Below are 13917 nucleotides of genomic sequence, written 5' to 3'. Positions count from 1 at the left end.
CCCTGTCCGGGGCCTTAGCCGACGATCCGGTTCACATGGCCCATCTTGCGGCCCGGCCGCGCCTCGGCCTTGCCATAGAGGTGAAGTGCTGCGTTGCGCTCTTTGGCAATGGCGGGCACGCGCAGGATGTCATCCCCGATGAGGTTTTCCATCACCACATCGGAATGGCGCGACCCGTCGCCCAAGGGCCAGCCTGCCACGGCACGGATATGCTGTTCGAACTGGTCCACCGCGCAGCCATTCTGCGTCCAATGGCCGGAATTATGCACGCGCGGCGCAATTTCGTTCACGATCAGGCCGGAGGAGGTGACAAAAAGCTCCACCCCCATGACGCCCACATAATCCAGCGCATTGAGGATGCGGGCGGCCAGAAGGATGGCATCCGTGCGCTGGCCGGGCGAGAGGCGGGCGGGGATGGTGGTGGTGGCAAGAATGCCGTCCTTGTGGACATTCTCGCCGGGGTCATAGCAGGCGACCGATCCATCGGCCCCGCGGGCGGCGATGACGGAAACCTCGTGGGAGAAATCGATGAAACCTTCAAGGACGGCAGGCGCGCCCTGCATGGCGGCCAGTGCCACCTCGGCATCGGCGGGGCTGTGCAGGCGGGCCTGCCCCTTGCCGTCATAGCCGAGCCGCGTGGTTTTCAGGATCGCGGGCGTTCCGATCCGGGCGATGGCTTGGCGGAGATCATCAAGCGTCTGCACCGCCGCATATGGCGCGGTTGTCAGGCCGAGCGAGGTGAGGAAATCCTTTTCGGCGATGCGGTCCTGACTGACGGCCAGCGCGCGGCGGTTCGGGCGGATGGGATGCGTCGCCTCTAACACATCAAGTGCGGCGGTAGGGATATTCTCGAACTCATAGGTCACCACATCGACCGATGCGGCAAAGGCCGCCAGCGCGGCAAGATCGTCATAGGCGGCGGTGGTGACGCGGTCTGCCACATGGGCGGCGGGCGGGTTGGCGCTGGGCTCAAAAATATGGCTGCGAAAGCCAAGGCGAGAGGCTGCGACCGACAACATGCGCCCCAACTGGCCACCGCCAAGGATGCCGATGGTCGCGCCCATGGGCAGGGGATCAGTCATCCGAGGGCTCCTCTGGGATAGAGGCAGAAAGCGCGTCACGCCACGCCTGCAGGCGCTGGGCCAGCGCAGGGTCGGCAAGGGCAAGGATGCCCGCCGCCATCAGCCCTGCATTGGTGGCCCCGGCAGCACCTATCGCCATGGTGGCCACCGGAAATCCCTTGGGCATCTGCACGATGGAATAAAGGCTGTCGACACCGGAAAGGGCCTTGGTCTGAACCGGAACGCCGATCACGGGGAGGCGGGTCTTTGACGCCATCATGCCCGGCAGATGCGCGGCCCCGCCTGCGCCCGCAATGATGACCTTCAGCCCCCGTTCGGCGGCGGTCTTGCCATAGGACCAAAGCCGGTCGGGCGTGCGATGGGCCGAGACGATCTTGGCCTCATATGTGATGCCAAGCTCTTCAAGGATGGCGGCGGCTTCCTTCATCGTGGCCCAGTCGGATTGCGACCCCATGATGATTCCAACGTCGATGGCCATGCGCGCCCCCGGATTGCGTTATTTTGGCGGGTATAGAGGATTGGGGCGCGGGGGCAAGCCTGCCGGACTGACGGGCCACATGGCCCCTCCTAAAGGCCTCGGTTGTAAGGTAGGACGGGCCATCCGGCCCATCCGCCCTGTCAGGCGATGATGTCGGGGATAAGCTGGTCTTCCAGCTTCACGATCTGGTCTTTCAACGCGAGCTTTTGCTTTTTCAGCCGCCGCAGGGTCAACTGATCGGGCCGCCCGGCGGTTTCAAGTGCATGGATTGCTTCATCAAGATCGCGATGCTCGCGCTTGAGCACTTCCAGACGGACGCGGAGCATGTCTTCGAAGTTCATTTCGCTGGGCGCGTTCATGGCCTTGCCTTTGGCGTGAGTGGCTTCTTCTTCCCTTTCATCAATATAGTGATTCTCTGGCCTTGCGGGAAGGAATCTGTCTGAAAAACGCGGAAATCCGCATCCTTCCTTCCCATCAGGGGGACTTGCAGCCCTGCAATGCGCGCCCCATATTTCAGGGGCTGGCGGTTGCCGTGACCGGGGCCGCCGGGAATGTCGCTTTGACGAAGGGCATGACCGATGACGAAACTAACCTTTGGCACCCATCCTTTCCTGCTGGGCTTTGAACAGCTGGAACGTCTGGTGGAACGCACCGCCAAATCCTCGGAAGGCTATCCGCCGTTCAATATCGAGGCGACTTCGGAAAACGCGTACCGCATCACGCTGGCTGTAGCAGGGTTCCGCGAGGATGATCTGGCCATCACGGTCGAGGATCGACAGCTTGTCGTGCGCGGTCGTCAGGCCGAAGAAGTGGGCGAGCGGGTCTATCTGCATCGCGGCATCGCAAGCCGCGCCTTTCAGCGCAGTTTTGTCCTTGCTGATGGGGTCGAGGTGGCGGGGGCCAGCATGGAGCATGGGCTTTTGCATATCGACCTGAAACGGGCGATCCCCGAAACGGTCGTGCAGACCATCGCCATCAGTTCGCGTCCCGGTCGGAAGTGAGGAAGTGCCATGGATGTGAAATTCGAAGGTTTCCCTGAAGGCGGTGCGCGGATCGTCTATGTTCGCCCCGTGAAGGTGGCCGACCTGCCCGCCGAGGTGCAGGCCCATGCGGGCGGTTTGCAGACGATCTATGCGCTGCATGATGCGGCAGGTGGCGACCGGCTGGCGCTGGTCAAGGATCGCGCGCTGGCCTTCGCACTGGCGCGGCAGAATGATCTGGCGCCGGTGAACGTGCATTGAAGGGGGCTGCGGGGTGTACCCCCCCCCTACGGGTGGCGTATGATCACCGAGATTGAGGACTATTTCGCCAAAGGCTGCGGGCGTTGCGCGCGCTTTGATACGGCGGACTGTTCTGCCCTGCGCTGGGGTTCGGGCGTGGCTGCGCTGCGACAGCTTTGCCTTGCCGCAGGGTTGGAAGAGACGGTGAAATGGGGCCATCCCTGCTATGTCCATGCCGGGCGGAATGTGGTGCTGATCGGGGCCTTGCGGGGTGACTTCCGGCTGAACTTCTTTGAGGCGGGGTTGATGACGGATCCCGATCAGATTCTGGAACGGCAAGGGCCGAACACGCGCCATCCTGACATGATCCGCTTTACCGATGCGTCACGGGTCGCGGCGCTGGCTCCTGTGATCCGGGCCTATCTGAACGAGGCGATGGGTCATGCCGCAGCCGGGCGACGCATGCCCAAGGCCGCAGACGATATCATCTTGCCCGATGAATTGGTGGAGGCGTTGGCTATGGACCCAGAGCTTGCCGAGGCCTTCCACGCGCTGACACCGGGGCGTCAAAGAAGTTATGTCATCAACCTGAATGGGGCCAAGGGGGCCGAGACGCGGGTCCGGCGGATCGCAGGGTTTCGCGCGAAGATCATGGCAGGTAAGGGCGCGACGGAACGCTAGGCCGTCTGAACGCGAAAGGCCCCGCCAGAGGGCAGGGCCTTTGTCTCTTGGGCCGAGGCGGGGTGAACCCCGCCGCTTGCCATCACGCCTTGATCAGACCCATCGCTTCCAGCTTCAGGATCACCTGCTGGGCGCAGTAATCGACGTCGGTGCCTTCGGTATCCACCCGCAATTCGGGCGCGTCGGGCGCTTCGTAGGGGTCGGAAATCCCGGTGAATTCCTTGATCTTGCCTTCACGGGCGAGCTTATAAAGCCCCTTGCGGTCGCGCTTTTCGCATTCCTCGATGCTGGTTGCCACATGCACCTCGATGAAGGCGCCAAAGGCTTCGATCATCTCGCGCACGGCCCGCCGCGTGGCGGTATAGGGCGCGATCGGGGCGCAGATGGCGATCCCGCCGTTCTTGGTGATCTCGCTTGCAACATAGCCGATGCGGCGGATGTTGATGTCGCGGTGCTCCTTGCTGAAGCCCAGCTCAGACGACAGGTGCTTGCGGACCACGTCGCCATCCAAAAGCGTGACCGGGCGCCCGCCCATTTCCATCAGCTTGACCATCAGCGCGTTGGCGATGGTGGATTTGCCCGAACCGGAGAGGCCGGTGAAGAACACGGTAAAGCCCTGCTTGGACCGGGGCGGCGAGGTGCGGCGCAACTCTTTGACCACTTCGGGGAACGAGAACCAGTCCGGAATCTCCAGCCCTTCGCGCAGGCGGCGGCGCAATTCGGTGCCGGAAATGTCCAGCACGGTGGACCCTGCCGGAACTTCATCCACCGGATAATATTGGGCCTTTTCCTGCACAAAGACCATCTGTTTGAAATCGACCATTTCGATGCCGATTTCCTTTTGATGCTGCGCCACAAGTTCCTGCGCGGCATAGGGATCGTAGAAATCCTTGCCTTGAGAGTTCTTGCCGGGGCCTGCGTGATCGCGGCCCACGATGAAATGGGTCAGGCCGTGGTTCTTGCGGATGATGGCGTGCCAGACCGCCTCGCGCGGGCCGGCCATGCGCATGGCAAGGTTCAGCAAGCTTAGGTGGGTGGTGGAGGTGGGGTATTTGTCCAGCACCGCCTCATAGCAGCGGACACGGGTGAAATGGTCCACGTCGCCGGGCTTTGTCATGCCAACGACCGGATGGATCAGAAGATTGGCTTCGGCCTCTTTCGCGGCGCGGAAGGTGAGTTCCTGATGCGCGCGGTGCAGCGGGTTGCGGGTCTGGAAGGCCACGATGCGGCGCCAGCCCATCTTGCGGAAGAAGGCGCGCAACTCATTCGGCGTGTCGCGGCGGGCGCGGAAATCGTAATGCACGGGCTGCTGGATGCCGATGATCGGGCCGCCCAGATAGACGGGCCCTGCCACGTTGTGCAGATAGTTCACCGCAGGATGGGCAAGGTCATCCGCGCCGAAAACCAATTCCGCCTCACGTGCCTTGTTGGGCACCCATTTGTCGCTGATCGACAGGATCGCAAGGATGACGCCTTCCTGATCGCGCAGCGCGATGTCCTGACCGGGTTCCACCTTATCGGCAAAGGCCTGTGACACATCGAGTGTCACCGGGATCGGCCAAAGCGTGCCATCGGCGGTGCGCATGTTTTCCACGGTGCCGTTGTAATCGGCTTCGGACTGGAAACCCTTGAGGGGATGGAAGCCCCCATTCATCAAAAGCTCCAGATCGCAGATCTGACGCGGGGTCAGGTCCCATGAGGGCAGCGCCGCCGCCTCGTGTTTCATCTTCAGCGCAGACTCATGCGAGATATAGAGTTCGGGAATAGGGGCGGTATTGGAAAGCGTCATGCGAAACGGGCCTCTGGTGCGATACGCGCGGGGCGGGAACGGCCCCGCCTGTCGCGGCGCGCTTTACGCCTTTGGCGAACGGATTTCCAGCAAACAAGGGTTAACGCAGGCGAATAGGGCAGAAATGCCGCGCTTTCCGCGCGGGATGGAACGCTGTTCCAGAGGCTGGGTCGAGGGGTGGAGGGTGTTTCGCCCTTTGCCCTGCGCCCAGATCAGCGCATCGTTACCCAGAAACCGCGCCGTTTTCTGATACAGAAAACGGGGCCGGAATTTGTGTCAAATTCCGGGGAAATTTCTGCGTCAGAAATTTCCGGCTCAGTGACCGGCCAGCCAGCGTTCGGCATCGAGTGCCGCCATGCAGCCCATGCCCGCGCTGGTCACAGCCTGACGATAGACATGGTCGGTCAGATCGCCCGCCGCAAAGACACCGGGGATAGAGGTGCGGGTCGATCCCGGTTCCACCTTCACATAGCCGCCATTGTGCATCTCAAGCTGGTCCTTCACCAGTTCGGAGGCCGGCGAATGACCAATCGCCACGAAGAAGCCCGCACAGGGGATATCCGTCGTCTCGCCCGTATTCACGTTACGCGCCCGGACAGCGGTCACGCCAAGGGGTGTTTCGTCGCCCAGCACCTCTTCGACGGTGTGGTTCCACAGCACCTCGACCTTCGGGTTCTTGAACAGGCGGTCCTGCATGATCTTTTCGGCGCGGAAACTGTCGCGGCGGTGGATCACGGTCACCTTGGTGGCGAAGTTCGTGAGGAACAGCGCCTCTTCCACCGCCGTATTGCCGCCGCCGATCACCACGACCTCTTTACCGCGATAGAAGAACCCGTCGCAGGTCGCGCAGGCAGACACGCCAAAGCCCTTGAATTTTTCCTCCGACGGCAGGCCCAGCCATTTGGCCTGTGCGCCCGTGGCAAGGATCACGGCATCGGCGGTATAGGTGGTGCCGCTATCCCCCTGGGCCGTGAAGGGGCGGTTTTGCAGATCAAGGCTGGTGATGTAATCGGTGATCACCTCGGCCCCCATGGCGCGGGCATGTTCTTCCATCCGCACCATCAGATCGGGGCCCTGCACATGGGTGTCACCGGGCCAGTTTTCGACCTCGGTCGTGATGGTCAGCTGCCCACCGGGTTGCAGGCCTTGGACAAGGATCGGCTCCAGCATGGCGCGCGAGGCATAGACGGCGGCTGTATAGCCCGCCGGACCCGAACCGATGATCAGAACCTTGGTATGCCGCGTCTCGCCCATCTTATCCCCCGTTCACGATTGGCCCCACGATATAGGCAAAGCGCAGCGCGGGGGGAAGGGTGCGCGGGGCATGGCCGGTTTGCGCGGATTTTGATCGTTTGTTTGAAACGAAGGCGATTTTTTCTTGCGCATCGTTGAAACAATATTGCGCGCAGGGCGTGGCGGGCCTATCTACACGGTCAATCCGGTATGCGATAATAGACCGGAAGAAGGGAACCTCGCGCCATGGCCGGATCGAAGCTTGACCCGATCGATCGTCACATCCTTGCCGAATTGCAGGCCGATGGGCGGATGACGAATGTGGAACTGGCCAAGCGGGTGGGCATCTCGGCCCCGCCTTGTCTGCGGCGGGTGCGCACGCTGGAAGAGGCGGGCTATATCAAGGGCTATCACGCCGATATCGACGCGCGCGAACTGGGGTTCGAGGTGCAGGTTTTCGCCATGGTCCGCCTGCAAAGCCAGGCCGAGGCCGACCTGTCGGCTTTTGAAGAACGCTGCCGGAACTGGCCGCTTGTGCGCGAATGCCATATGCTGAACGGCGAGATCGACTTCATCCTGAAATGCGTGGCCCCCGACCTGTCATCCTTCCAGAGCTTTCTGACGGGCGAGTTGTTGAAGGCCGAAAATGTGGCGACGGTGAAGACCTCGCTTGTGATCCGCTGCGCCAAGGATCAGCCGGGCGTTCCCTTTGACGTGCTAGAGGCGCGGTTGGCGCGCAGCGCCTGAGGCTGGGTTCGGGATTGGCAAAGGCCGGGCAGGGTGCCCGGCCTTTTTGCATGTCGTGCGGGATTAGCGCGCGGCGATGGCGCGCGGTTTGGCGGGGGTGGCGGCGGCCTTCACCGCCTCGGGGCGGCGGCGGGTGTTGCGCTGCCAAGGCAGGTTCGGCATCGGCTCAAGGCTGGCGGCGATCACCGATTTCAACCAGCGGCGTTCCTTTTTCATCGTCCCTCTCCGTCCGTGATGGGTGTCGGGCTCTGCTGCCCTGTTGAGGTAAATTTGCCCTCGGTTTGCGGCAGGGTTTGGGCTGATGACGCAGAAAATGCGGGTCGGGTGGCGGGGATGGGTGGCCAATTATGGCGGCTTTGCCATGCCAAAGGTGGGCTGCTAAGGCATTGAATCTTTTATCGTGTTTCCAATATCGCAACAATCGGGCGTGGTTGTTTCCACAAATGCGACAATGCCGTGGCAGCCGCTTGCCGGATTGTCGCCGCAATCACAGCCGGATGGTCGAGATCAGGCGCCCGTAATCCGCTTCACCCGCATGGGTGGTGCGGCGGTAGGAAAAGAATCGCTCCGAATCGCGATAGGTGCAGTGGCGCGTCCATTCCGCATGGCCCACACCCGCCGCGCGCAGGCGCGACAGGCCGAAGGCGGGCAGGTCAAACAGATAGCGCCCGTTCTGGCCCGCGATGAAGAAGCGGGCGCTGTCGCGGTCGTCATCGGTGAAGGTTTCAAAGAATTCGGGACCGACCTCATAGGAGGGCTGGCTGATCGTGGGGCCGATCACGGCGACGATATCGTCATGCCGCGCGCCAAGGGTCACCATGGCGTCAACCGTCGCCTCCAGCACCCCGTCGCGGGTGCCGCGCCATCCGGCATGGGCCGCGCCGATCACCCCGGCCTTGGGATCGGCGAAAAGGACAGGCTGGCAATCGGCGGTCAGAACCCCCAGCGCAAGGCCCGGCGTTGCCGTCACCATTGCATCGGCGCGGGGGCGTTCCGTGAGGGGCGCGGTGACATGGATCACATCGGGGGAATGCACCTGATGGATAGAAATCAGGTGATCCGGCCCCACCCCCATCGCCTCGGCCACGCGGGCGCGGTTGATCGCCACCACCTCGGCCTGATCCGACGATCCGGGGCCGCAGTTCAACCCGGCAAAGATGCCGGACGAGGCCCCCCCCTTGCGGGTGAAGAATCCGTGATGCACGGGCAGAGCGTCGGAGGTGATCTTTTCAAGCATGATTACGCATCAAATCCGGGCGGGGGCGGGAAAGCGGAAGGGTAAAGGGCCAGCGCCTTGAACAGCGAACCCATTTCGGTGGCCTCGGTCAAGCGGCGATGCGCGGCAAGGTGAGATTGCAGCGCTGCCCCCGTCAGCCCGCGCGCCAGACGTTCGGCCCGCGCGCCGATCCCCAGCCGCTCCAAAAGCACGCCCTGCGGGATCATGCGGCTGGCACGGGCTGGGGCGGCGGCCATGGCCAGCGCCTCGAAATCCACATGGGCGGTCAGATCGGCCTCGCCCGGTTCGGCAAGCGGGTCGGTGAAACGGTGGTCCTTCAGCGCCTGAAACGTGTCCCCTTTGGACCGCCAATCGCCATAGTCGATGATCAGGGCCGCGCCGCCATGGGCGGCGATGCGCGCGCCGATCTGTTGGGTGATGGGGGCGGCGGCGGGGCATAGCTCGACGATATCGCCTTCGGCGGTATCGGCCAGACGGTGGGACAGGGCGGCCAGCGGGGCGGGGGCGCTTTTGCCAAGCGCCAGCCGATCGCCCGCCAGCCCAACCACGGTTTCGGCCCAGCCATCCCCGGCGCGGGTGAATTGCCGGATCGGGAGGGCATCGAAGAATTCGTTGGCCATCAGGAAGAGTGGCGCATCCGGCAGCTCCTCAACGCGGCTTGCCCATGAGATCGGACGGTCCCCCAGCGTAGCGCGCTGCACCTGCCGCAAGGTGGCCGATGCCTCTACCAGAACCACCTGCGCTGCCGCATGGAACCCGGGCACGCCGCGTGTGGCCCGGAGCGCATCGGCCATCAGCGTGCCGCGACCGGGACCAAGTTCCGCCAGCGTGAAGGATGCGGGCGCGCCTTGGTCAATCCATGACTGCGCAAGGCAGAGGCCCAGAAGTTCTCCAAACATCTGGCTGATTTCCGGTGCGGTGGTGAAGTCGCCGCCCCTGCCAAAGGGATCGCGCGTGGCGTAATAGCCGTGTTGGGGGTGGAGCAGGCAATCCGCCATGTAGTCGGCCAGCGTCACAGGCCCCATGGCCGCGATGCGTGCCGCAAGGAGGGCGGCCAGCGCCGTCATGGGGCGGATCGGTTGGCGCTGCGACGGGCGCGGGCGATGAACCAGACCCCTGCCGCGATCATCGGCAGCGACAGGATCTGCCCCATCGTCAGCCCCCAGCCGCCGACCTGAAGGGCAAGGCCCAGCGGATTGCCTGTGGTGACGAATTGCGCATCGGGCTGGCGGACGAATTCCACGACAAAGCGTCCCGCGCCATAGCCCGCGAAGAACAGCCCCGCGATGCGCCCGGGTGTGGAAAGCCACCCCTTGCGATAGGTGACATAAAGCAGGACGAGGAAGAGGATCAGCCCTTCAAGCGCCGCCTCGTAAAGCTGCGACGGGTGGCGCCCGCAAAGGCCCACGACGCCGGGGCAAGTCTGCGCCGCCTCGCCGGGGAAGGCCACAGCCCAAGGTAGGGTGGTGGGGCGCCCCCAGAGTTCGGCATTGATGAAGTTCGCAAGGCGGCCTAGGCCGATGCCGATCGGAGCCACGATGGCCATCAGGTCGGCCAAGGACAGCATCGGTATGCCTTCGCGGCGGCAGAACCAGATGCCCGCGACCACGACACCAAGGAAACCGCCATGGAAGGACATGCCGCCTTCCCAGATGCGCAGAATTTGCAGCGGGTTTTGCAGGTAATGGCCGGGCTGGTAGAAAAGCGCAAAGCCAAGCCGCCCGCCTAGGACAACGCCAAGAATGACCCAAGTCAGCAGGTTTTCCACCTGCGCGGGCGTCATCGGCGCGCCTTTGGGCCAGAGTCGGGGGGAAGAGACGATGCGTGCGATTAGTTTCCACCCCGCGACCAGCCCCACGATATAGGCCAGCGCATACCAGCGCAGGGCGAAGGAAAAGCCGCCAAGATCAATGCGAAAAATCTCGGGCGAGATGTCGGGAAAGGGGATCGGAGACATGCGGCTTCCTTGTGCGGTCGGCGGTGGTTTTCCGGGGAAGGGGGCAGGAAGTCAACTGGCGCACCCCTCACGCCCGCGTGGGCGCCTGTGGCGGGCGACCCCCTCCCCGACCCTCCCCCACTTTGCGGGGGAGGGAGAGGCACCCGGATCTGAGGCGGGTCATGCGGGTCGGGCCGGGCAAGATGAGTATTTGTGCCAAGATGAAGCAGGGCAGGCGGGTTGTGCATGGGCCTTCCGGGGGCCATATAGGGGATAACGAAAAGGAGTGCCGCGATGCAGACGCGATCCAAGTTCTTTGACGACATGTCGCAGCTGATGACAAATGCCATGGGCGTGGCGCAGGGCGCCAAGACTGAGGCCGAGACGGCGATGAAGGGTCTGGTCGACCGCTGGATGGCCGACCGCGATTTCGTCACGCGCGAGGAATTCGATGCCGTCCGGGCCATGGCCGTGAAGGCCCGCGAAGAGAACGCGGCGCTTGAAGCGCGGCTGGCCGTGCTGGAGGCAAAGCTTGCAGGGGAAGCGCCGAAGGCCGCGAAGAAGAAGGCCGAGTGACTTCAGGCAAACTGCTGAAGTCGGGAGGGCGGTCCACGCGGGCCGCCTTTTTCTTTTTTGCGGCTTTTGGTCCGGATTGGGTGAATTGCCCCTGTGGACGGATTGTCCACAGAAGATTTGCCCAGAATTCGCTTTACAGACTTTCGCTTTCGTCACACCATATTTAGTAAGGGCTGCGTCGGGCAAACGCTGACCCTTGCCAGACGCCCAGCTTCTTGTGGGTTTGCACCCGGAAGAAGCGTTATCATGAGGCCGGGTAATGTCGCTTGCGGAAGATTTTCTCACCACCGACGATCTTCATCCGATCGACATCGTGGAAACCCTGGCTGAACGCCATGATTGGGAGTTTGACCGCGTCACCGATGACCAGATCGCCATGGCCGTTGAAGGGCAGTGGCGCACCTATAGCCTGACCCTTGCTTGGTCGGCGCAGGATGAAACGTTGCGCCTGATCTGCACCTTCGAGATGGAACCTCCGCTCGGCCGGATGGGCGCGCTGTTTGACGTGCTCAACCGCTGCAATGATCTGGTCTGGACCGGGGCTTTCACCTTCTGGGAAGAGCAAAAGCTGATGGTCTGGCGGCATGGTCTGCTGCTTTCCGGCGGGCAATGCGCGACGGCGGATCAGATCGACCGGTTGATCGGCGCAGCGGTGCAGGCGGCGGAACGGTTTTATCCAGCCTTTCAGCTTGTGTCATGGGGCGACAGGACGCCCGCTGATGCCATGAAGGTTGCCATTGCCGAGGCTTACGGGCGCGCCTAACCTGCCCGTCCAAGGATGGGGGGCGCAATGGCGTTGGAACGGGTGGCCCAAGACGGGCTGGTTCTTCTGGGATGTGGCAAGATGGGGACGGCCCTTTTGACGGGCTGGCTGGGCGCGGGGGTGCCTGCGGGATCGGTCTGGGTGATCGAACCGAACCCATCAGACTGGCTGCGGGCCTCTGGTGTGCATCTGAACGATGGTGCTCCGGCGGCGCCTGCCGTCGCCCTTCTGGCGGTGAAGCCGCAGATGATGGGCGCGGCGCTGCCTGCGCTTCGGGCGCTGGGCAACGGCACGACGTTGTTCGTTTCCATCGCCGCGGGCACCACGATTGCGGCCTTTGAGGCGGCCTTGGGGGACCGTACCCCCATCGTGCGCACCATGCCCAACACGCCCGCCATGGTGAACCGGGGGATCACCGCGCTGTGCCGCAACGCCCATGTGACAGAGGCCGATATGGCGCTTGCCGTGGCGCTGATGGCGGCTGTGGGCGAGACCGTGATCCTGGACGGCGAACATCAGATCGACGCGGTGACCGCCGTTTCCGGCTCTGGCCCCGCCTATGTGTTTCATCTGATCGAGGCGATGGCCGCGGCGGGTGAGGCTGAGGGGCTGTCGCCCGCTGTCGCGATGCAGCTTGCCCGCGCTACGGTGTGCGGGGCAGGGGAATTGGCGCATCGGTCAGAGGACAGCGCGGCGCAGCTGCGCATCAATGTCACCTCACCGGGCGGCACGACAGCGGCGGCGCTGGCCGTGCTCATGCCGGAATTGCCGGGGCTGATGGCGCGGGCGGTGAAGGCAGCAGCCGATCGCGGGCGGGAGTTGGGCAAGTGACGATCTCGTATGACGATTTTCAGAAGGTCGATATCCGCCTCGGCCGGATCACCCGTGCCGAACCTTTCCCCGAGGCGCGTAAGCCCGCGATCAAGCTTTGGGTCGATTTCGGACCAGAGATTGGTGAAAAGCGCTCTTCCGCTCAGCTGACGCGGCACTATACCCCAGAGGGGCTGGTTGGCCGTCTGGTGATGGGGGTGGTGAATTTTCCACCCCGCCAGATCGGCAAGGTCATGTCCGAGGTGCTGGTGCTGGGCGTTCCGGATGCGGAAGGGGAGGTTGTCCTTCTTGCGCCGGATCGTGACGTGCCGCTTGGGGGGAGGATGTTCTGATGAAACTTCTGATCACGCGCCGGATGCCCGCGCGGGTTCTGACCGCCGCGAAAGCGCGGTTTGATGTCACCTCGCGCGAGGAAGAGGCGCGGGTTCTGACGGCGGATGAGCTTCGCGCTGCCTTGCGCGATTATGATGCGGTGATGCCCACGCTGGGCGACCGTTTTTCGGCCGAGGTGTTTGCCGATGTGCCTGCCCCGCGCTGCCGTTTGCTGGCGAATTTCGGGGTTGGTTACAACCATATCGACGTGGATGCGGCCCGCGCGGCGGGCGTGGCGGTCAGCAACACGCCCGGTGCAGTGACGGATGCGACGGCGGATATCGCGCTGTCGCTTATCCTGATGACGGCGCGGCGGCTGGGCGAGGGAGAGCGTATCCTGCGCGCAGGGAACTGGGTCGGCTGGGGGCCGACGCAGATGCTGGGCACCCACGTGTCGGGCAAGTCTGTGGGGATCATCGGGATGGGCCGGATCGGCAAGGCCATCGCACGGCGCTGCCATTTCGGCTTTGGCATGGAGGTGGTGTTCCACAACCGCTCCACCGTCGAAGATGTGGGTTTGCCCGCGCGGCAGGTGGGCATGGCCGAGGCGATGGCGCAGGATTTCGTGGTGGTCGCGGTGCCGGGGGGCAAGGCCACCCATCACCTCATCAATGCCGACGCCTTCGCCGCGATGAAACCCACGGGCATCTTCGTCAATATCGCGCGCGGCGATGTGGTGGATGAGGCGGCGCTGATCGCCGCGCTTGCGCAGGGCCGCATCGCGGGGGCGGGGCTTGATGTCTATGAATTCGAGCCGACGGTTCCCCCCGCTTTGATGGCGATGGAGAATGTCACGCTGCTCCCCCATCTGGGCACTGCGGCGTTGGAGGTGCGCGAGAATATGGGGATGATGGCGGTCGAGAACCTGATCGCCCATCTGGAGGGGCGCGATCTTCCCAACCGAGTGAACTGATGCCGGGGGGCGATTTCTGCACGCAGAAATCGCAGCGGAAAATGCGCGCATTTTCCGTC

At 63.6% G+C, this 13917-nt stretch carries 18 protein-coding genes; 9 read left to right on the top strand and 9 right to left on the bottom strand.

Features of this window, described 5'->3' with window-relative positions:
• Positions 1-14: 14 nt before the first annotated feature.
• The 3 genes from QF092_RS09785 to QF092_RS09775 form a co-directional block, all read right to left on the bottom strand.
• Positions 15-1082: a 5-(carboxyamino)imidazole ribonucleotide synthase gene (locus QF092_RS09785; protein WP_281463717.1), complete on the bottom strand. Its 1068-nt coding sequence runs from the start codon at positions 1080-1082 to the stop codon at positions 15-17.
• Complete coding sequence (gene purE / locus QF092_RS09780; RefSeq protein ID WP_281463716.1) at positions 1075-1560, bottom strand: 5-(carboxyamino)imidazole ribonucleotide mutase; 486 nt, start codon at positions 1558-1560, stop codon at positions 1075-1077. Before purE ends, QF092_RS09785 begins: the two co-directional genes overlap by 8 nt.
• A 140-nt stretch (positions 1561-1700) precedes the next feature.
• Positions 1701-1919: a YdcH family protein gene (locus QF092_RS09775; RefSeq protein ID WP_101919056.1), complete on the bottom strand. Its 219-nt coding sequence runs from the start codon at positions 1917-1919 to the stop codon at positions 1701-1703.
• Between the two features lie 219 nt (positions 1920-2138).
• Here QF092_RS09775 and QF092_RS09770 point away from each other — a divergent pair, with 219 nt between their 5' ends.
• The 3 genes from QF092_RS09770 to QF092_RS09760 are packed head-to-tail and all read left to right on the top strand — an operon-like array spanning position 2139 to position 3461.
• Entirely contained in the window at positions 2139-2561 is a 423-nt protein-coding gene (locus QF092_RS09770) for an Hsp20 family protein (RefSeq protein WP_281463715.1), read from the top strand.
• Between the two features lie 9 nt (positions 2562-2570).
• Positions 2571-2801, top strand: coding sequence for a DUF1150 family protein (locus QF092_RS09765; RefSeq protein ID WP_281463714.1), 231 nt, complete (start codon positions 2571-2573; stop codon positions 2799-2801).
• Positions 2802-2840: 39 nt separating this feature from the next.
• Positions 2841-3461, top strand: a complete 621-nt coding sequence (locus QF092_RS09760; RefSeq protein ID WP_281463713.1) for a YdeI/OmpD-associated family protein — start codon at positions 2841-2843, stop codon at positions 3459-3461.
• 82 nt (positions 3462-3543) lie between these two features.
• Here the strand turns inward: QF092_RS09760 and QF092_RS09755 are convergent, their stop codons facing one another.
• The gene (locus QF092_RS09755) at positions 3544-5250 is read right to left on the bottom strand and encodes a bifunctional sulfate adenylyltransferase/adenylylsulfate kinase (protein WP_281463712.1); all 1707 of its coding nucleotides are present in this window, start codon (positions 5248-5250) and stop codon (positions 3544-3546) included.
• Positions 5251-5565: 315 nt separating this feature from the next.
• Positions 5566-6504, bottom strand: coding sequence for a thioredoxin-disulfide reductase (gene trxB, locus QF092_RS09750; protein WP_281463711.1), 939 nt, complete (start codon positions 6502-6504; stop codon positions 5566-5568).
• Positions 6505-6729: 225 nt separating this feature from the next.
• On the opposite strand from trxB, the gene QF092_RS09745 reads away from it, so the two are divergent.
• Positions 6730-7230, top strand: a complete 501-nt coding sequence (locus tag QF092_RS09745; protein ID WP_281463710.1) for an Lrp/AsnC family transcriptional regulator — start codon at positions 6730-6732, stop codon at positions 7228-7230.
• 63 nt (positions 7231-7293) lie between these two features.
• Here the strand turns inward: QF092_RS09745 and QF092_RS09740 are convergent, their stop codons facing one another.
• From QF092_RS09740 to lgt, 4 genes are all read right to left on the bottom strand, one after another.
• A complete protein-coding gene (locus tag QF092_RS09740) occupies positions 7294-7446 on the bottom strand; it encodes a hypothetical protein (RefSeq protein ID WP_281463709.1) in 153 nt (50 codons plus the stop codon).
• Between the two features lie 271 nt (positions 7447-7717).
• A complete protein-coding gene (gene pgeF, locus QF092_RS09735) occupies positions 7718-8467 on the bottom strand; it encodes a peptidoglycan editing factor PgeF (RefSeq protein ID WP_281463708.1) in 750 nt (249 codons plus the stop codon).
• Positions 8468-8469: 2 nt separating this feature from the next.
• Positions 8470-9534: a class I SAM-dependent methyltransferase gene (locus QF092_RS09730; protein WP_281463707.1), complete on the bottom strand. Its 1065-nt coding sequence runs from the start codon at positions 9532-9534 to the stop codon at positions 8470-8472.
• Positions 9531-10424, bottom strand: coding sequence for a prolipoprotein diacylglyceryl transferase (gene lgt, locus QF092_RS09725; RefSeq protein WP_281463706.1), 894 nt, complete (start codon positions 10422-10424; stop codon positions 9531-9533). The genes QF092_RS09730 and lgt overlap by 4 nt, the downstream gene beginning before the upstream one ends.
• A gap of 273 nt (positions 10425-10697) precedes the next feature.
• On the opposite strand from lgt, the gene QF092_RS09720 reads away from it, so the two are divergent.
• From QF092_RS09720 to QF092_RS09700, 5 genes are all read left to right on the top strand, one after another.
• The gene (locus QF092_RS09720) at positions 10698-10979 is read left to right on the top strand and encodes an accessory factor UbiK family protein (RefSeq protein ID WP_281463705.1); all 282 of its coding nucleotides are present in this window, start codon (positions 10698-10700) and stop codon (positions 10977-10979) included.
• Between the two features lie 259 nt (positions 10980-11238).
• Positions 11239-11742, top strand: a complete 504-nt coding sequence (locus tag QF092_RS09715) for a type III secretion system chaperone family protein (protein ID WP_281463704.1) — start codon at positions 11239-11241, stop codon at positions 11740-11742.
• Positions 11743-11769: 27 nt separating this feature from the next.
• Positions 11770-12573 (top strand): pyrroline-5-carboxylate reductase, encoded by an 804-nt coding sequence (proC, locus tag QF092_RS09710; protein ID WP_281463703.1) that lies wholly within the window; start codon positions 11770-11772, stop codon positions 12571-12573.
• Entirely contained in the window at positions 12570-12905 is a 336-nt protein-coding gene (locus QF092_RS09705) for a tRNA-binding protein (RefSeq protein WP_281463702.1), read from the top strand. The genes proC and QF092_RS09705 overlap by 4 nt, the downstream gene beginning before the upstream one ends.
• The gene (locus QF092_RS09700) at positions 12905-13858 is read left to right on the top strand and encodes a 2-hydroxyacid dehydrogenase (RefSeq protein ID WP_281463701.1); all 954 of its coding nucleotides are present in this window, start codon (positions 12905-12907) and stop codon (positions 13856-13858) included. Before QF092_RS09705 ends, QF092_RS09700 begins: the two co-directional genes overlap by 1 nt.
• The last annotated feature ends 59 nt before the right edge of the window (positions 13859-13917 follow it).

The sequence above is a fragment of the Fuscovulum ytuae genome, assembly GCF_029953595.1.
Taxonomy (GTDB): Bacteria; Pseudomonadota; Alphaproteobacteria; order Rhodobacterales; family Rhodobacteraceae; genus Paragemmobacter; species Paragemmobacter ytuae.
The sequence above is the reverse complement of the archived record's forward strand: the minus strand, read 5'-3'. Positions and strand labels throughout refer to the sequence as shown.